Source organism: Rhizobium sp. CNPSo 3670, from assembly GCF_057784555.1.
This window is the reverse complement of sequence record NZ_JBXSOL010000014.1, coordinates 128,417-146,130: the sequence shown is the minus strand read 5'-3', so window position 1 is coordinate 146,130 and position 17,714 is coordinate 128,417. Positions and strand designations below refer to the sequence as shown.

General features: G+C 61.0%; 20 protein-coding genes and 2 pseudogenes. 17 read left to right on the top strand and 5 right to left on the bottom strand.

Translation table 11 applies throughout. The annotated features are described in order from the left end of the window. The first annotated feature begins 4 nt into the window (after nt 1-4). From AC13QO_RS16885 to AC13QO_RS16865, 5 genes and pseudogenes are all read left to right on the top strand, one after another. Nucleotides 5-889: a carbohydrate ABC transporter permease gene (locus AC13QO_RS16885; protein ID WP_011428222.1), complete on the top strand. Its 885-nt coding sequence runs from the start codon at nt 5-7 to the stop codon at nt 887-889. Next, nucleotides 886-1,743, top strand: a complete 858-nt coding sequence (locus AC13QO_RS16880) for a carbohydrate ABC transporter permease (RefSeq protein ID WP_488541302.1) — start codon at nt 886-888, stop codon at nt 1,741-1,743. Before AC13QO_RS16885 ends, AC13QO_RS16880 begins: the two co-directional genes overlap by 4 nt. 74 nt (nt 1,744-1,817) lie before the next feature. After that, a complete protein-coding gene (locus tag AC13QO_RS16875) occupies nt 1,818-3,023 on the top strand; it encodes an ABC transporter substrate-binding protein (RefSeq protein WP_221145228.1) in 1,206 nt (401 codons plus the stop codon). Between the two features lie 95 nt (nt 3,024-3,118). After that, the gene (locus AC13QO_RS16870) at nt 3,119-4,252 is read left to right on the top strand and encodes an ABC transporter ATP-binding protein (protein WP_085781166.1); all 1,134 of its coding nucleotides are present in this window, start codon (nt 3,119-3,121) and stop codon (nt 4,250-4,252) included. 90 nt (nt 4,253-4,342) lie between these two features. Further along, nucleotides 4,343-4,670 (top strand): annotated as a pseudogene (locus AC13QO_RS16865) (aminoglycoside phosphotransferase); the annotation flags it as partial. Nucleotides 4,671-4,679: 9 nt separating this feature from the next. Here AC13QO_RS16865 and AC13QO_RS16860 read toward each other — a convergent pair. Continuing rightward, complete coding sequence (locus tag AC13QO_RS16860; RefSeq protein WP_488541301.1) at nt 4,680-5,264, bottom strand: helix-turn-helix domain-containing protein; 585 nt, start codon at nt 5,262-5,264, stop codon at nt 4,680-4,682. Nucleotides 5,265-5,423: 159 nt separating this feature from the next. On the opposite strand from AC13QO_RS16860, the gene AC13QO_RS16855 reads away from it, so the two are divergent. The 6 genes and pseudogenes from AC13QO_RS16855 (at nt 5,424) to AC13QO_RS16830 (ending at nt 7,546) form a co-directional block, all read left to right on the top strand. Continuing rightward, nucleotides 5,424-5,909 (top strand): fasciclin domain-containing protein, encoded by a 486-nt coding sequence (locus tag AC13QO_RS16855; RefSeq protein ID WP_488541300.1) that lies wholly within the window; start codon nt 5,424-5,426, stop codon nt 5,907-5,909. Nucleotides 5,910-5,936: 27 nt separating this feature from the next. Beyond that, nucleotides 5,937-6,161 carry a DUF378 domain-containing protein gene (locus AC13QO_RS16850; protein ID WP_488541299.1) on the top strand — a complete coding sequence of 75 codons (225 nt, stop codon included), beginning with the start codon at nt 5,937-5,939 and terminating at the stop codon, nt 6,159-6,161. Nucleotides 6,162-6,221: 60 nt separating this feature from the next. Next, complete coding sequence (locus AC13QO_RS16845) at nt 6,222-6,710, top strand: TspO/MBR family protein (protein ID WP_488541307.1); 489 nt, start codon at nt 6,222-6,224, stop codon at nt 6,708-6,710. Further along, nucleotides 6,707-7,216, top strand: a complete 510-nt coding sequence (locus AC13QO_RS16840) for a hypothetical protein (RefSeq protein WP_085781170.1) — start codon at nt 6,707-6,709, stop codon at nt 7,214-7,216. The genes AC13QO_RS16845 and AC13QO_RS16840 overlap by 4 nt, the downstream gene beginning before the upstream one ends. Nucleotides 7,217-7,229: 13 nt before the next feature. Beyond that, nucleotides 7,230-7,349 (top strand): annotated as a pseudogene (locus AC13QO_RS16835) (ABC transporter ATP-binding protein); the annotation flags it as partial. 8 nt (nt 7,350-7,357) lie between these two features. Next, entirely contained in the window at nt 7,358-7,546 is a 189-nt protein-coding gene (locus AC13QO_RS16830; RefSeq protein WP_488541298.1) for a hypothetical protein, read from the top strand. Between the two features lie 349 nt (nt 7,547-7,895). On the opposite strand, the gene AC13QO_RS16825 is transcribed toward AC13QO_RS16830, so the two are convergent. From AC13QO_RS16825 to AC13QO_RS16815, 3 genes are read right to left on the bottom strand one after another with little or no spacing between them, the layout of a single operon-like run. Next, nucleotides 7,896-8,996 carry a D-TA family PLP-dependent enzyme gene (locus tag AC13QO_RS16825; RefSeq protein WP_488541297.1) on the bottom strand — a complete coding sequence of 367 codons (1,101 nt, stop codon included), beginning with the start codon at nt 8,994-8,996 and terminating at the stop codon, nt 7,896-7,898. Then, complete coding sequence (locus AC13QO_RS16820) at nt 8,997-10,472, bottom strand: M81 family metallopeptidase (protein WP_488541296.1); 1,476 nt, start codon at nt 10,470-10,472, stop codon at nt 8,997-8,999. It lies immediately after the preceding gene. A 29-nt stretch (nt 10,473-10,501) separates the two neighbouring features. Beyond that, the gene (locus AC13QO_RS16815) at nt 10,502-10,984 is read right to left on the bottom strand and encodes a hypothetical protein (RefSeq protein ID WP_488541295.1); all 483 of its coding nucleotides are present in this window, start codon (nt 10,982-10,984) and stop codon (nt 10,502-10,504) included. 111 nt (nt 10,985-11,095) lie between these two features. On the opposite strand from AC13QO_RS16815, the gene AC13QO_RS16810 reads away from it, so the two are divergent. The 5 genes from AC13QO_RS16810 (at nt 11,096) to AC13QO_RS16790 (ending at nt 15,775) form a co-directional block, all read left to right on the top strand. Beyond that, entirely contained in the window at nt 11,096-11,485 is a 390-nt protein-coding gene (locus AC13QO_RS16810) for a RidA family protein (protein WP_085781174.1), read from the top strand. Nucleotides 11,486-11,508: 23 nt separating this feature from the next. Continuing rightward, the gene (locus tag AC13QO_RS16805) at nt 11,509-12,372 is read left to right on the top strand and encodes a MurR/RpiR family transcriptional regulator (protein ID WP_085781175.1); all 864 of its coding nucleotides are present in this window, start codon (nt 11,509-11,511) and stop codon (nt 12,370-12,372) included. A 25-nt stretch (nt 12,373-12,397) separates the two neighbouring features. Beyond that, nucleotides 12,398-13,174 carry an SDR family oxidoreductase gene (locus tag AC13QO_RS16800; RefSeq protein ID WP_085781176.1) on the top strand — a complete coding sequence of 259 codons (777 nt, stop codon included), beginning with the start codon at nt 12,398-12,400 and terminating at the stop codon, nt 13,172-13,174. 100 nt (nt 13,175-13,274) lie between these two features. Next, on the top strand, nt 13,275-14,498 hold the full coding sequence (locus AC13QO_RS16795) for an MFS transporter (protein WP_488541294.1): 1,224 nt from the start codon (nt 13,275-13,277) through the stop codon (nt 14,496-14,498). A gap of 74 nt (nt 14,499-14,572) precedes the next feature. After that, a complete protein-coding gene (locus AC13QO_RS16790; RefSeq protein WP_488541293.1) occupies nt 14,573-15,775 on the top strand; it encodes an ROK family protein in 1,203 nt (400 codons plus the stop codon). A 5-nt stretch (nt 15,776-15,780) separates the two neighbouring features. On the opposite strand, the gene AC13QO_RS16785 is transcribed toward AC13QO_RS16790, so the two are convergent. Then, the gene (locus AC13QO_RS16785) at nt 15,781-16,695 is read right to left on the bottom strand and encodes a DMT family transporter (RefSeq protein WP_488541292.1); all 915 of its coding nucleotides are present in this window, start codon (nt 16,693-16,695) and stop codon (nt 15,781-15,783) included. A gap of 152 nt (nt 16,696-16,847) precedes the next feature. Between AC13QO_RS16785 and AC13QO_RS16780 the strand changes: the two genes are divergently transcribed. Then, nucleotides 16,848-17,711 (top strand): helix-turn-helix domain-containing protein, encoded by an 864-nt coding sequence (locus tag AC13QO_RS16780; RefSeq protein ID WP_488541291.1) that lies wholly within the window; start codon nt 16,848-16,850, stop codon nt 17,709-17,711. Nucleotides 17,712-17,714 lie beyond the last annotated feature (3 nt).

Genomic DNA, 17,714 nt, shown 5'->3' with positions numbered 1-17,714 from the left:
CAAGATGAGTGTTCAAAGAAGCGCCTTCATCTTCGCCTGGATCCTCCTTCTTCCGGCCGTTCTCTATGTTCTCGCCATCGTCGCCTATCCCCTCGTCGATACGTTCATTCTCTCCTTCACCGATGCGTCGCTGAAGAAGACCACCAATTGGGTCGGCTGGATCAACTACGAGAAGATCTTCAACGCCACATTCGCGGAGGTCATCCTCCGCACCTTCGTCTGGACCTTCTTCTCCGTCGCCTTGAAAATGGTGATCGGCACCTTCGGCGCTTGCATGCTGAATGCCGCCGTTCCCGGACGCTCCCTGTTCCGGCTTTTAACCATGCCGCCATGGATCGTGCCGATGGCGATCGGCATCTTCATGTGGGGCTGGATGTATAATGGCCAGTTCGGGATGATCTCGGGTCTGTTGCAGCGCTTCGGCCTCGTCGACGGCCCGGTCGCCTTCCTCGCCTATGGAAGCACCGCCTTCTGGGCGACCATCGTCACCGACGTGTGGATCGGCGTGCCGCTGGTGACGATCTATTTCCTGGCGGCGATCCAGTCGATCCCGAAGGATCTCTACGAAGCCGCCTGGACCGACGGCGCCGGCCGCTGGTACCGTTTCCGCCGCATCACCCTGCCGCTGATGGTGCCCGCCATCATCACCATGTCGATGCTGTCGCTGATCGCCACCTTCAACTCGTTCGACATCATCTGGATCCTGACGCAGGGCGGCCCGAGCGGCGAGACGACGACGATGATCATCGATACCTATCAGACCGCAATCGGTTCGAAGAAATACGGTGAAGGTGCGGCGCGCGCCGTGCTGATCTGCATCTTCCTGTCGCTCTTCTGCTTTGCCTATTTCCGTGTCACCCGCCGCCTCAATCCGGAGAAGCGCGCATGAGCAGCCCGGCCATGATCGACCGCTACCGCTGGTGGGAAATCGTCCTGATCTATTGCGGCATCGCGGTGTTTCTGTTCTTCGTGCTGGCGCCCTTCGTCGAGGGCTTCCTGGTGTCTCTGAAGCCGCTTGCCCAGCTTTTCTCCTCGCCCTACCGCTTCTGGCCGGAGCACGGCTCGTTCGACGCCTACCGGACGATGTGGATCAGCGTGCCGGGCTTCGGGCGCTATATCTTCAACTCCTTCTTCATCTCGATCATCGTCACGCTGATCGTGCTCTGCCTCGTCATTCCGGCCTCCTACGCCTTCGCGAAGTTCGAATTCAAGGGCATGGGCATCCTGCTCGGCGCCTTCCTGACGGTGAACATGTTCTCCGGCGCCGTGCTGTTGATCCCGCTCTTCCGGCTGATGCGCAGCATGGGCGTGCTCAACACCTATCTCGCCATGATCGTGCCGGGCGTCGCCTTCCTGATCCCGTCGGCGATCTGGCTGCTGCGCACCTATATGATCCGGATTCCCCAGGAACTCAACGAAGCCGCCTTCATGGATGGCGCCAGCCATTTCTACACGCTTCGCCGCGTCATCCTGCCCATTGCGATGCCGGGCATTATCGTCGTCGCCATCACCACCTTCATCGGCGCTTACGCCCAGCAATTCATCTTCGCGCTGACGTTCAACTCGAAGACCGAATACATGCCCTTGCCGGTGGGGCTCTTTGCTTACTTCGGCAAGCAGGAGGTCATCTGGAACGAACTGATGGCGGCTTCCTTCGTCGGCATTGCGCCGGCGATGGTCGTCATCTTCTTCCTTCAGCGTTACCTCGTCGGCGGTCTGACCGCCGGTGCGGTGAAACAATAAGACTAAAAAACGAGTGAACAGCTAACAACCACGATGGGAGTCACGACGTGAGCATTACAATCAAGACAGGCCTTATGGCGCTTGCTTTGCTCGGTTCGACGGCATTGACTGCGGTCACTGCCCATGCGGCCGACAAGGAAATCAGCTGGATCTATTGCGGCGACACGATCGACCCGGTCCACACCAAATACATCAAGCAGTGGGAAGAAAAGAACGCGGGCTGGAAGGTCACGCCAGAAGTCGTCGGCTGGGCGCAGTGCCAGGACAAGGCAACAACGCTCGCCGCTGCCGGCACGCCTGTTGCCATGGCCTATGTCGGCTCGCGCACGCTGAAGGAATTCGCCCAGAACGACCTCATCGTCCCGGTGCCAATGACCGACGACGAAAAGAAAGCCTATTACCCCCATATCGTCGACACGGTGACCTTCGAGGGCAATCAGTGGGGCGTCCCGATCGCCTTCTCCACCAAGGCGCTCTACTGGAACAAGGACCTGTTCAAGCAGGCCGGCCTCGATCCCGAGAAGCCGCCGAAGACCTGGGCTGAAGAAATCGAGATGGCCAAGACCATCAAGGAAAAGACCGGCATTCCGGGCTTCGGTCTTTCCGCCAAGACCTTCGACAACACCATGCACCAGTTCATGCATTGGGTTTACACCAACAACGGCGCGGTGACCGATGCCGAAGGCAAGATCACGCTCGACAGCCCGCAGATTCTCGCCGCGCTGAAGGCCTATAAGGATATCGTCCCCTACTCCGAAGAAGGCCCGACGGCCTATGAGCAGAACGAAGTCCGCGCCATCTTCCTCGACGGCAAGGTTGCCATGATCCAGGCAGGCTCGGGCGCTGCCTCCCGCCTGAAGGAGACGAAGATCAACTGGGGTATCACGACGCTGCCGCTCGGTCCCGATGCCAAAGGCCCCGGCACGCTGCTGATCACCGACAGCCTGGCGATCTTCAAGGGTTCCGGCGTCGAGGACAAGGCGACCGAATTCGCCAAGTTCATCACCTCGCCGGATGTCCAGTCGGAATACGAGCTGCAGGGCGGCGCCGGCCTCACCCCGCTGCGGCCCTCGAAGAAGGTCGACGAGTTCGTCGCCAAGGACCCCTACTGGAAGCCGCTCATCGAAGGCATCGACTATGGTGGTCCCGAGCCGCTCTTCACCGACTATAAGGGCTTCCAGAACTCAATGATCGAGATGATCCAGTCCGTCGTCACGGGCAAGGCCGAACCGGAAGCCGCGCTCAAGAAGGCGGCTGGCGAAATCGAAGCCTTCAAGTAAGCTTGCTTCAATGCCTTGGGATCGCGGAGGTAACAGTCCGCGATCCCTCCCCTTATGATGAATATGGCACGAAGACCGCCGGCGGAGACAGATTTTTGGGTCAGCTTCTTCTCAACAAAGTCCAGAAGTTCTATGGCGACTACGAGGTTCTGAAGGGCGTGCAGCTCGAGGTTCGCAATGGTGAGTTCGTCGTCTTCGTCGGTCCGTCCGGCTGCGGCAAGTCCACGCTCTTGCGCATGATCGCCGGTCTTGACGCGACGACCGCGGGCGACATCGTCATCGACGGCGTCAGGGTCAATGACCTGCCGCCCGTCAAGCGCGGCATCGCCATGGTGTTCCAGTCCTACGCGCTCTACCCGCATATGTCGGTCTTCGAGAACATCGCCTTCCCGCTTCGCGTCGAAAAGATGGAAGAGTCAAAACTCAAGGCCAAGGTCGAGAATGCCGCGCGCATCCTGCATCTCGATCAGCGGCTGCAGCAGAAACCCGGCATGTTGTCCGGCGGCCAGCGCCAGCGCGTCGCGATCGGCCGCGCCATCGTGCGCGAACCGAAGATATTCCTGTTCGACGAGCCGCTATCCAACCTCGACGCGGCGCTGCGCGCAGACATGCGCATCGAGCTTGCCAAGCTGCACCGGGCGTTGAAGGCGACGATGATCTATGTAACGCACGACCAGGTCGAAGCCATGACCATGGCCGACCGCATCGTCGTCCTCGACGCCGGCAACATTTCCCAGACGGGCGCGCCGCTGGAGCTCTATCACAAACCCGCCAACCAGTTCGTCGCCGGCTTCATCGGCAATCCCAAAATGAATTTCCTGCCGGTGACCTGCAAAAGCGTCAGCGCCGCTGGCGTCGAAGTCGATTATCAAGGCCAGACCGCCGTTCTGCCGGTGACCCCGCGCGATGGCATGGCCGGCAAGACGCTGACGCTCGGCATCCGGCCGGAGCACATCCAGCTGAACGGCGGCGATATCGTCTTCACCGTGACCCCGACGGTCATCGAACGCCTCGGCGCCAATACGGTCGCTTATGCCTCACTCAACGGCGAGGCCGAAAATTTCTGCGCCATGCTCCCCGGCAGCGTCGGCATCCGCCCCGACGCACCTGTGACAACGGGCATCAATGCCGTTGACTGCCACCTCTTCGACGAAGCGGGCATTGCATTCGAGCGTCGCGTGGAACTGACCGAAATCGATACGAACGTGATCAATCCGACGGCGGCTTGAGCCGACGGGCTTGGTTCGTTCCACCAGGAGTCCCGTCGGGGGCGAGATGACACCCTCTTCCGTCAATCATCGCCGCCAAGAGTATCGCCAATGGGATGGGAAGCGCTCGGACAATGGGGTGAAGACGCGGTCCGCATCAACGGCTGACGGGCGGAGTTGCCAATGACGTGTGGAGCGTTCGCATCCACGGACAGGTCGCGGTCGGTCGTCTCGGCTACAGAACCGACGCCGGTCTCGCATGGGAAACCGAGCTCATCCCAGTAAAAGGCATGCACGTTTCAGCGCTGATCCCGATGACCGACGGCCGGCTGTTCGCGAACGGTCGGGTGGTGATGAAATACATGGAGCCGCCCGAGACAGAGTCCGACTGGTGTCGTGTGGCCGACACGCTCCGCGAATGCATTGGTTGACACAGGGCAGCGGCCGCCTAGGGAGAAATCACAACAAGAGCCGTCGAGATTCCCTCGCCTTCCCGGCGGTAACTGTGCGGAACGCTTGAGTCAAAATACATAGCGTCGCCCGCATCCAGCGCTGTCTCCTTGCCGTCCACAATGACGACAAGCCGACCGTTGAGCACGTAGATGAATTCGGCGCTGCCATGTTGATGCGGCTCCGAGGGCGGCGAATCGAGCGGGAACTCGGCGTAATACGCCTCCATGCGGCGGTCGGGAGCGGGATAATCGAGGCTTTCGAAGAGGAAGGCTGGGTTCTTTTCGCCCGGCGGGCTGGGAAGTTTGAGACGCTCGTGCTTTCGGACGACCGCGATGAGCGGCTCCTCCTTGTCGGATTTGAAGAAGTGATCGAGGCCGACCCCGAAAACCATGGCGATCCGAAGCAGCGTGGGCAGCGTCGGAAACATCTGCCCGCGCTCGATCTTCGAAAGCATCGCAGGCGAGATCCCTGTATGCCCCGCCAACTGCACCAGCCCCAGCTTCTTTCTCAGTCGCAGTGTCTTGATACGCGGGCCGATCGCGTAGCGCTGAAGCTCATTGGACAGCGTGTCGGAGAGCACTCGTAAACTCCTTTTCGTTTCGGGAAACTATCACAACGACAATTTTCTGTACAAGAAAATTCTGTTTCCACTCACGAAAATTTGAGTGGTAATAAAATCAATGTTCTCCAAATGAAAGGTCGAGGTGCATGGCGCACCTGTCATCGAGAGGAGAATGACATGAAGTTGAGAAGCCTTTTAGTCGCTGCAGCAATCACGCTCGGCAGCAGTTTCAGCGGGGTCGCCGCGGAGAAGGATGTCGTCGACACTGCCGTGGAGGCGGGTAAATTCAAGACGCTGGTGACCGCGCTCGAAGCGGCGGGCCTGATCGCCACTCTCAAGGGAACGGGTCCGTTCACGGTCTTTGCTCCGACCGATGAAGCCTTCGCCAAGTTGCCGGCCGGCACCGTCGAAAACCTTCTGAAGCCGGAAAACAATCAAAAGCTCACCGCGATCCTCACCTACCATGTGGTCGCGGGCAAGGTCATGGCTAAGGACGTGGTGGGTATCGATGAGGCGAAGTCGATCAATGGCAAAATGATCGACGTCAACGTCGAGGGCTCCACCGTCACGGTCAACGACGCCGCCGTCACTGCCGCCGACATTGCTGCCTCCAATGGTGTCATCCATGTCATCGACAAGGTGATCATACCGCCGGAAGGCTGACCCCCGTCCCTCAACTGGAGAAGAACCGTGAAATTTATCAACGTACTAACGCTCATCCTCGTTATCGTAGGCGGGCTGAACTGGGGGTTGGTCGGGCTATTCGGCTTTGACCTCGTGGCCGCCATATTCGGGGCCGGCTCGGGGCTCGCCCGGATCGTTTACGTCCTAGTGGGGCTGTCGGCCGCCTGGCAGGTCATCCCGCTGTTCTCTGCAATGAGTTCCGGCGAGTTCGCTGCTCGCCAGAACCAATAGGGCCTTTGGAGGGACCCGCTTGCCGTGTCGGCGGCTCCCTCCACTTTTTGTCGGATGGACATGCATTCCCTTCTTGTGCTGGTCGCCTTTCAGGCCGCGAGCTTTGCTGCGGCGGCTACCGGCGTGATTTTTCGGCCAGGCGACTGGTACAAGCAGCTCGACAAGCCAGGATGGCGCCCGCCCGATTGGCTGTTCGCCCCGGTCTGGACGGTACTCTATGCCTCGATCGGACTGTCGGGCTGGCTCCTGTGGCTGCAGGCAGGCATTGCCGGCGCAGCATTCCCGCTCAGTGTCTATGCAGTCCAGCTTTTGCTCAATGCTGCGTGGTCGCCGATCTTTTTTGCACTTCACCGACCCGGGCTGGCCGCGGTGGAGATCATGCTGCTTTGGACTGCGATCCTGGCGACGATCATCCTGTTTTATCCCGCGAATTCGGCTGCTGCCCTGCTCCTTGTTCCTTACCTCGCGTGGGTGAGTTTCGCGGCGGCCCTCAACGTGTCCATCTGGCGACGCAACCGCCCGAAACCGCTGTCGGAGGGCGCCCGATGAAAGCCCGGTGGATCGTCGTGAATGATCGGATGCAGCAAGGCTACCGATACGTTCTCGCTGCACCAAGTGGCCGCAACTTCCATCCCGACTTCCGGCCAGAGCTGACCCCCGCCGAGATGCTTGCGCGCGGCGTGTTCGGTGGCAAATACATGACAGATTGTCGTGGCGAATTCCCGGAAAGCTGGTTTGCAGAGGCCCGTCTGTCGCCGCTGCGAAAGGATCCGTCACTGAATTGCTTCGGTGTCGACGCCAGCCAACCCCTTAGCGTCTGGCGAGCCAAGGGATGGATACATCCCGACGATCCGCGTGGCTGGTTCCAGTGGTACTGCCGTTATTATCAAGGTCGCCGCATGCCCGGCGAGGACGAGCGACAGATCGCCCGCTGGAAAGCCATTCGCCGCCATGTCGCTCAGCTGCGCCGAGCCTGCGAGCCCGGAGATTGCTGGTGCCGGCCCCGCCAACGCCAGGCTCTGTTGCATTGGGCATATGACGGCCGTTCGATCTAATTCCCGCTGCTTCGCCGATGTGCGTATCGAGCTTGCCAAGCTGTGCAGGGCGTCGAAGGAAACGATGATCTATGTAACGCACGACCAGGTCGAGGCCATGACGATGGCAGACTGCATCGTCGTGCTCGACGCCGAAAGTACATGAAGAAGGCAGTCGACATCTACTACGACGCGGCGGTCGATACGTATGATCGAGATGAGCATGGTTCATTCAAGAGCGCGCTTCTGTCAACAAAGTTCCTTCAAAATGGATGGGAAAATCAGGTCGTTAAAATCAACGCCAAGTCGTCTCCCGATCTGGTCGCCGTAGGCAAGTCTATCAAGGTCTGAACCGGATAGGCACGCTCGGGAGTGTCTGCTGCCGCGGACCAATGGCACGGGTCCGGGCGACCTATATATGGGCAAAGGAGGTTACTGGTGTGATCCTGTCTAGTTAAGCCATTATTTCAGCAAACGCGGAACGACCTGCAGCTTTGACAATCGATTGTGTAACAGTCGCTGGTTCGCTGTCGACCCAAGTCGAGAATCGCGCTTAGAGCCTATGTTCGCAATTGGTGCGACGAAGTCATCCTCCGCGCGCACGCTTGCAACAACCAGCGACTGCTGTCTTGCTGATACGCAGATTGCGAGCACCCCATCAATAGCCCAGGCCCGGGCCATTTCTCCGCGAAACCGGCTCCTACCAGACAAGCCCGCGAGCCGCGACCTCTTCGACGCGGGTGACGACGCCGCCGCGGTGGAAGACCATCGTGTCGAACAGGTTGGAGACCACACAGGCGTGGTTCGGGATGATGAAGAGTTTCTCGCCGATGTGCGGCCGGGGGCCGGTGCAGTTCGAAAGATCGATCACGCCGTGTTCTTCCGACAGGCTGGTGATGCGCGCCTGGGGATAGCCGACGATCAGGCCGTAGTCGCTGAAGCCCTGGAGATCCGAGGTCAGCGCCTTTGAGCCGGAATCGATGACGGCGCGGTCGGCGGTGGGGCGGGAGACGACAGTCGCCAGCACATGCATGGCGCAATCGTCTTCGGTGCAATGGCCCATGCGCACCATCTGGCGGTCGTTATAGATATAGGTGCCGGCGCGGTGTTCCGTGGCCGACGTGACGAGATGCGCCTCGAAAAGGCTTGGCGTTCCGCCATTGCTGACGATGGCGCAGCCTATGCCTTCGGACTGCAGGCGGCTTACCGCCTCAGTGATGAAGGCTTCCACGGCGGCGGCCGATTGCGGTTTCGGATAGGTCACGATGCCGCCGAAGGTGAGGCCGTCGGCTGCGGCGATGCGCTTGGCGAGCGAGGCCGCCTCCTCCGGCGTCTGCACGCCACAGCGGCCGGCGCCGGTGTCGCATTCCACAAGCACCGTCAGCGGCTTATGGCCGGAAAAATGTGCGGCGAGCCCATCGACCGTCACTTCGCTGTCGGCGACGACTTTCAGGGCTGGAATTTTCTCGTTCAGCCTGGCCAGGCGCTCGAGCTTCTGCTGTCCGAGAATGTTGAAGGTGATCAGAATGTCGCCGAAGCCGGCTTCGGCAAAGACCTCGGCTTCCGTGACCTTCTGGCAGTTGATGCCCTTGGCGCCGGCGGCGACCTGTGCGACGGCGAGTGCCGGAATCTTGTGCGTCTTGATATGCGGGCGGAAGTTCAGCCCATGCTGATCCATATAGGATTGAACGCGGGCGATGTTTGCAGCCAGCCGGTCTTCGTCGATGACAGGACGCGGCGTCGAGAGATCGGCGATCCGGTCACCGGCCTTGGCAACGACGGCAAACCGATTGTCATGCATTCAGGCGGCTCCGCGTTCTGTCCCATGTGGATCGGCCACGATCGGCCAGATGGTCTTTGGCGCCCGCCGGTATGGCGTCGTCGCCGGATTATTGGGATAAGGCGTTCCGGCGGAGCAGTAAAGGATTTCCGCCGCAATCTTCGAGAATGACGCGAAGAAGTGGTTGGTGGATTTGATCACCAGGATCTTCTGCTTCTTGGGATCGATGCCCATGACCGAAAACAGGCTGGGGTCGAAGCTCTGGGCGCGGGTCGAATTGAGAATGATGTCGATGCCGTTGAGGACGATATGGGCGGCATCGCCGAAGGGTGCCAGGCTCTCACCAAACTGCATCTCGGCATTCCTCACCAGCTTGACGACCCTGACGGTGCCGTCGATGGGATTGCCAGTGCCGGGGGCTGACTTGGCGCCGAAGCGCAGCGGAATTTCCGCCCCCTCGCCCGCGGCAAAACAAATCTGCACGGCCACCGGATCCCAGATGGTGCCGATGGCGGCGCTCGTGACGCCGCGGGCCATAAGCTCCGCGAGAATGACAGTCGCATCGCCTGCCGTGCCGCCGCCCGGATTGTCCCAGACGTCGGCGATGACGACGGGCCATGCGGTCGCGGCCATTGCGCGCGCGACGGCCTGCTTCTCGTCGATCTGCGGGACCATGAAGGTGCCGCGCTTGGAAAAGAGTTCAAGGCCGAGTTCGCGCGCCAGCGCCGCGCCTTTTTCCGGCTTGTTGTCGGTCACGACAAGCAGTTTCGTTCCCATTTCGGGGACGTCGCCGACCATGAAACCGTGGATCACCGAGATCGAGAGAATCTCGGGGTCGTCCTTTTCGATCTGCATGATCTTGTCGACGAAGGAGCGCATGGGGTCACGCGATGTCGGGAAGACATCGATCATGCGGCAGTCGAACACCGACATGACTGGCTTAACCCGGCCTTCGAGCGTTTCCACGGCGATGCGCCAGAGATCTTCGGCGCGGTCGACGAAGTCGGTGTGCGGAAATTCCTTGAAATAGACGGCGAAATCGAGCGCGGCGACGCGCTTTGCGGTCAAATGGCTGTGCGGATCGAGTTCGGCCGAGATGAGCACGTCGGGCCCGACGATTTCGCGCATGCGCTGGAGAAGATCGCCTTCCGTATCCTCATATCCGGACGCCACCATGGCGCCATGCAGGCCCATGACGATGGCATCAACAGGCATAGCAGCCCTGAGCTGCCCGAGGATTTCGTCGCGCAGCGCCTCGTAGGTGGCCCGGTTGACGAGGCCGGCGGGGTCGGCCCAGGTGGCGGTTCCCTCGATCAGCTCCCATCCCTTCTCTTTGGCGACGCGCCTGCCGACGGTGATCGGCGCGGTGCAGAGCGTCGGCGTTTCGGGATGCTGGCCGGGCGGGGCATAGAGTGAGGCTTCGAAGGCGCGGCGATCCACGCAGATCGGGGAGAAGGTGTTGGTCTCGGTCGCCAGTGCTGCCGTGAAAATGCGCAAGAAAGTGGCCTTCTTCTATCGGCTCCGCTTCAACCCATCGGGTTCGGCAGGTAGCCGGTGAAACCTGAGATCTTCCAGCGTCCCTGGTGAAGCCGGCAGTAATAAAGCGTCTGCCATTGCAGGACATCGCGGGTGCCGTCCGCCTTGGTAATGCCGCCGTCGAATTTCTTGCGAACCAGCGCCGTGTCGCCTTCGATCTCGATATCTTCGAGCGTCGTCGTGGTGAAGATCGCTGTGCGCGCATCTTCAGCGAAGCTCTGTTTGGCGAAATCCTCCGCCTGCCTCAGCCACTCGTCGCGGTAGGCTTTGAGCGTCGGGAAAGCGAGCCGCCATTTGTCGGGGTTTGTCTCCTTGCGGCCATCGATGCCGATGAAGCCATCTTCCACGAAGTCATGCTCCACCATCGACCAATCGGCGGCCAGAAAGGCATCGATATCGCGGGGAACGAGCATCTCCCAGATCGCGTGGCGGGCGCTATCGGATGGGAAAGGATTCTGGAATGGATCGCGCATGGCTGCCCCGGATTGAAATTCTTTTCATAAAAGGCGTTTTTCACTGGTCAAATTCTGCTTTCTATGGTCACTTGTCAACTTATCAAGAAAATAATTTGCAAGGACGTGAGAATGCCTATCAAGCGCTATGGCACTGTTCAAACCGGCGCCGGCGGCAAGGCGCTGCCCTTCGCGCGCGCCGTCGAAGCTGACGGATGGCTCTATGTTTCCGGCCAGGTTGCGATGGAAGATGGCGAGATCATCGACGGCAACATCATCGCCCAGACCCATAAGACGATCGCCAATGTTCTTGAGATCCTGGAGGAAGCTGGTTACGGCGTCGAGCATGTCGTGCGCGTCGGCGTCTGGCTCGACGATCCGCGCGACTTCTGGACCTTCAACAAGATCTATCAGGAGTATTTCGGCGAGCATCCGCCGGCGCGTGCCTGTGTGCAATCGTCGATGATGGTCGATTGCAAGGTTGAGATCGACTGCGTGGCCTATAAGAAGAAGGGTGATTAGCGGATACCATCGGGGGAGCGGGTTTGGATATCTTTTCGACATTGCAGGAAGACAAGGGCCGGCTCTCTCCCTCCGAAAGCCGCATCGCCGAGATCATCGTCAACGACTTCGAATTCGCCGTAAACGCCTCGATCATCGAGCTCGCGGAGCGGGCCGAGGTGTCGCCGCCGACCGTCACGCGCTTTTGCCGGCGGCTGGGCTGCGAGAGCTTTTCCGATTTCAAGGTGCAGCTTGCCCGCACCGCTCATATCGGCGTGCGCTATCTGAAGCCGGAATCGAAAAGCACCGATCCGGCCGATGTCGCCCAGGATATCATCACCAAGGCCCAGAACGCCCTCTTTCTCCTGCATCGGTCGCTCGATCTGGCCGCTATCGAAGCCGCCGTTTCCCATATCGCCAAGGCGGACATGATCTACGCCTTCGGCTCGGGCGGCAATTCGTCGATGATCGCCGATGAGCTGCAGAACCGCCTCTTCCGTCTCGGCCTTCGCATCACGGCGAGTTCCGACCACAGCATGCAGCTGATGATGGCGGCCGCGGCGAAACCTGGCGACGTGCTGATCGGCTCGTCCTTCTCGGGGCGCAATATGGAGCTGGTGCGGGCCTTCGAGCTTGCCCGCGACACCAAGGTGAAAACGATCGCTTTGACCCAGACGGAAAGCCCGGTTGCCAAGGCCGCCGAAATCGTCGTACCGATCGATCTTCCCGAAGGCAACAATATCTACCGCCCGACCTCGACGCGCATCGCCTACATCGCGATGGTCGATATCCTGTCGAGCCTCATCGCCTACGCCATTCAGCCGAAGGCGACGGTGACGCTGCGGCGCATCAAGCAGCAGCTCGTCCTTCACCGCGACGGCGACGACCGGCAATTGCTTGGAGATTGAAGCATATGAACGGGAGCGACAATCAATGACCCAATCGATCGCCGTCGTGACCGGCGCTGCAGGCGATATCGGCGCGGCGATTGCCGCGAGGCTCGCCGATGACCATGATGTCGTACTGCTTGCCGATATCGATGCGGCTGCCGCTGCCGCCGCGGCTTCGAAACTCGGACCGGAGGAGCGTTTCGTCGCCGTCGGATGTGACGTGACCAGCGAGGCGAGCATTGCCGGATTGGCAGAACGTGCTGCCGGCAGCGGCGTCGTGCGAACCCTCGTCAACAATGCCGGGGCCGCCCGCGCCACCAGCCTGCACGATACAACGCCAGAGATCTGGCGGGCCGATAATGCGCTCAATCTCGAAGCGGCGTTTTTATGCTTCCGCGCCTTCGAGCCGATGTTGAAGGCCTCGAAGGGCTCCGTCGTCAACATCGCCTCGGTCAACGGCATGAACGTTTTCGGGCATCCGGCCTATAGCGCCGCCAAGGCGGGCCTCTTGCATTTCACCCGGCTGGTCGCCGTGGAATACGGCAAGTTCGGCATTCGCTCCAATGCCGTCGCACCCGGCACGGTGAAGACGCAGGCCTGGGAAGCGCGCGCGAGGGCCAATCCAAACGTGTTCGAGGAGGCGCGCCGCTGGTATCCGCTGCAGCGCGTCGTCGATCCGAAGGATGTTGCCAATGCCGTGGCCTTCCTTGCCGGGCCGCTCGCCGCAGCGATCACGGGCATCTGCCTGCCGGTCGATTGCGGCCTTACGGCCGGCCAGGCCGAGCTGGCGAGAACCTTTTCCCAATCCGAACATTACTGACTGTCAGGGCTTCGTTTTTTAGAGACGCGATGCATGACATGACCTTCGGGACTGCCCGCCGCGGCTGCGCCTGCCGATTTCCCTGACGATTGATGATTTCATGAGCCGCCTCTTTCCCGACGTCTTCCGCAATCCGGCGATCCGCGCCAGCATGATCGCCATTTTCACCTTCGGCATGGCGGGAGCGATGACCGCGCCCTATCGTTCGATCGTCGGCATCCGCGAATTGGGCTTGAGCGACGGTCTCTATTCCTTCCTGGCCTTTGCTTCGGCGGCGGTGAATGTGATCATCAGCGTTCTGCTCGGCAATCTCGCCGACCGGCTCGGCGAATACCGTTCAGCGATGATCGGCGCCTGCATCTTCGGCATTGCCGGCTACGGCATGGTCTATGCCTTTCCGAGCGTGCCCGTCTTCGTCATCAGCGCGCTGCTGCCGCTCCCGATCTATGGGGCGCTGAATTCACTGCTGTTTGCCAATGCGCGCGCGGCGATGCAGGGCATGAGCCGGGACGACATGGTGACGGCCAACTCAGGCGTGCGCGCCATGATCTCGCTCTCCTGGGTGCTGATTCCCGGCATTACGGGCCTTCTGCTTTCGGGCGCATCGAGTATGCTGCCGGCCTATCTCTTTGCCGCCATCTCCTGTCTCTTATGCCATAGCATCATCCTCTTCGCCCTGCCGAAGCGGGCGGCAACGGAGATCGCCACCATTGATCATCTTTCCTATCTCGGCGCCCTGCGGCAGGTGATTTCACCGCGGATTTCGGCGCATATCATCGGGGTGGCGCTGATCACCAGTACGCTGCATCTCAACGACGCCCTGCTGCCGTTGATCGCCACCGGCGCGGCCCATGGCGCGCTCAGCGACGTCGGCATTCTGGTCGGGATCGTCGCCTTGCTCGAGATCGTCTTCATCATCGTCTGGTCGCGGATCGCGCGGGATGCGGGTCACATGACCGCGCTTGCCGCCGGCACCATCGTCTATGCCGCATTCCTCGGCCTCCTCGGTTTTGCCTCCCAGCCGTGGCATCTCTACGCGCTCACCTTGCTCGCTGGCATCGGCGCGGCGGCGATCATCAGCATCCCGATCACCTATCTGCAGGATCTCATCGCCGACCGGCCGGGGCTCGGCAGCGCACTGATCTCCGTCAACGTTTTTGCCAGCGCGGGCATCGGGGCGCTGGTCTTTGCCGCCGGCACTTATGTGACCGGTTATTCCGGGACCGCCATGCTGAGCGCCGTCACCGGATTGTCGGGGATCACGATCCTCGCCCTGCTGCAGAGACGAAATGCCGTTGCGCCTGCCGACGCCGAGCTTCGATAATCAGTCAAAGAATGTGGCTTTCATCGCCATCCGTCTTGTGACAAGGGTGGTGCTTCACTTGCTTCGAAAGCGACATGAAGGCGATCTCCGGCACCAATCTCGAGCAGGCCAAGTCTCACAACCGGCGCGTGGTGATCGAGGCTGTGCGCACCCACGGTCCGCTGTCGCGGGCCGCCATCGCCCGGATGACGGCGCTGACGCCTCAAACCGTCTCGAACATCGTCGAGGAACTGGAGAGCTCGCACCTTCTCGTTGCGGCCGAGGCGCAGAAGCTGGCGCGAGGCCAGCCGATCATTCCCTACACCATCAATCCGCACGGCGCCTATTCGATCGGTCTGGAGCTTGGCCGCCGGCGCGCAAGCGGTGTTCTGACGGACCTCTCGGGCGCCGTCTGCGCCCGCATCGAGCACCTGGTCGAACAGCCCGATCCGCAAAGGGCCATGCCGGCGCTGCAAACAATCGTCGAGGATCTTCAAGAGGCTTTTGCATTCGACAGGAACAGGCTGCTTGGTATCGGCATCGCCCTGCCCGGCCGCTACGCCGATGGCGGCACCACATCTCTCAGCCCGCACAGCCTGCCGGGCTGGCAGGATTTTCCGGTCGGGCATGCACTGGAACAACGGGTCGGAGTGCCGGTTCTGGTCGAGAACGACGCGACGGCGGCGGCGATCGGCGAGCGCCTTCACGGTGTTGCCCGGGGGCTCGGCAGTTTCGTCTATCTGTTTCTGGCCGGCGGCGGCGGTATCGGCGCCGGAATGTTTCTCGACGGCCACCTCTACAAGGGCAGCCGCAACAATGCCGGCGAGATCGGCCATATTATCGTCGAGCCGCATGGCAGGCTCTGCAGCTGCGGCAAGCGCGGCTGCCTCGATCGCTACATCTCGCCCTCAGTCGCTTACGAATTCATGGGCATTGCCAATGCCGGCGAGCTTTCCCCCGACAATCTCGACGCGCTGATCGCCGAAGGCGGCGAAGGCGTTGATGCCTGGCTCGATCAGGCCATTGAGCCCCTGCGGCAGACACTAGATTTTCTGGAACTCGCCTTCGATCCGCAGACCATCGTGCTCGGCGGCAGCGTATCGACATCGCTGATGCGGCGGCTTGCCGAGCGGCTCGAGCCGCTGCACGATCCGATCGATCCAGACCGAAAGCGGACGATACCCCGCGTTATGATCGGCATGACCGGCAAGGATACGGCGATCCTCGGCGCTGCCGCCCTGCCAATTTTTTCGGAAACCAATCCGCGCTTCGACGTCCTGCAAAAGCCGGTCGGCTAACACCCTCACCCGCCTGCCGGCAGCCGCGCATCTGCTTGGCGCACGCGACGGGGCAGAGGTCGTGCAAATATGACGACATTCCCGAGAAGCGTCAGCCCCAGGCCGACCAGGCCGAGACCGCTCCAGTGGTAGCCCTCGAAGACTGTCGACAATGACAGGGCGACGATCGGGAACAGGACGGTGGCATAGGCAGCGCGCGAGGAGCCGATTCGGGAGACCAGCATGAGATAGGTGGTGAAGCCGATCACCGAGCCGATTGCCGCGAGATAAAGCAGGGCAGTGAGATAGCTGATGTCGGGCGGCGCCACGATCGGTGTTTGCGTCACGGCAATCAGCAAGAGGAGGACGATCGCGCCGTAAGTCATGCCCCAGCCATTGGCGGTCAGCGGTGAGATTCCGGCCGCGCTGTTTCGGCGCGATGCCATGTTGCCGAGCGAGAAGAGCAGCGTGCCCAGCGCTGCGAGCCCGATCCCTTTCAATGTGCCCATATCGAAATCGACGACCACCTCCTCTCCGAACAGCAAGAGAAGGCCGGTGGCTCCGAGCGCCGCTGCGAGAAGCGTGCGGCCAGTGATGCGGTCGCCGAAGAACAGGCGCGCATTAACGGCATTGTAGATCGTTGCCAGCGAGAAGATGACGGAGATCAGTCCTGAGGGAATGAAGCCGGCTGCATTGTAGAAACAGATGAAATTGAGGCTGAAGAGGCAGAGCGCTTGCGCCAGGATGAATGGTTGATCGCGCAAGGCAGGGAGGTTGAGCCGCCGCATGAAAGCCAGGATGGCGACGAGGATCACGGCTGCGAGCGCAAATCTGTAAAAGACCGAGACCAGGACCGGCACGGGACCGACCTGCATCGCAATGGCGATCCAAGTCGTTCCCCATATGAGGACGGTCGCGATGAAGAGAGCGGCATTTGCCATGGAGTGATCCTCGTTTTCTCCATGAATAGGCGAACGGTGAGCCGGTCTCTTGCAGATTCTTGCTATTAAATTTCTCGCCCCGGAGTTCCCGCTCGCCACGTCGGCCGTCCACCGGTATTGTTCGCAAGACGTCACATGTGTGGGAAGATTTGGTGAAAGATAGCCGCCTCTCGGTTTTCAGGTTTTTGTCTGCATCGCCCTCGGCGCGGATGTCGCAGTCGATCGATCTGGGGTTCGGGCGATCGGCGGCCCTCTGGAGCAATGGCAGCGACAGGATGAGCTATGAACGGCCGGACGGACATACGTTCAGCCTTTATCTCAACGGGGGCGCCGGAACGCGCCGCCTGGATGGCAGCCCCGCCGCGCGAGGCCGGCCCGGCGCCTTGTGCGTCATGCCACAGGGGCACTCGTCCGAATGGGAAATCACCGATCCCTTCGACTTCGTTCATCTCTATGTTCCGGACGATCAGATGCGCCGGATGTTTGCCGAGACGTTCGACCGTGATTCCAGGCTTATGGCTGTCTCCGAAGTGACCTTCGCCGATGCACCCGCCTTGGCGCGCACGCTTCGGCAGCTGAGGCAAGCGATGTCAGCGGGTGAGCATCTGCTGGCTGAAGAAGCGATGACTGAGACGATCAACGATTTCTTCGTTGATCCGCGTTATGGAGGGACGCGCCCCTGCGCGATCAGCGGCGGGCTCGCTCCCCATATCATGCGCCGCTGCCTGGATTATATCGAGGCTCATCTCGGTGAGACCATCCGCTTGCAGGATCTGGCGGCGATTGGGCAGCTCAGCGCCTTTCACTTTCAGCGGATGTTCCGGGCAAGCTACGGCGTGTCCCCGCATGGCTGGGTGGCCCATCGGCGCGTCGAGCGCGCGAAATCAATGTTGCGCGGCGCGGACCCGATCGCGCAGATCGCCTCGGCTTGCGGCTTCAGCAGCCAGAGCCACATGACCCGCGCATTTAAGGCCGGCACAGGCGTCACGCCCTCTGCCTACCGACCGCGACAGTGAAGC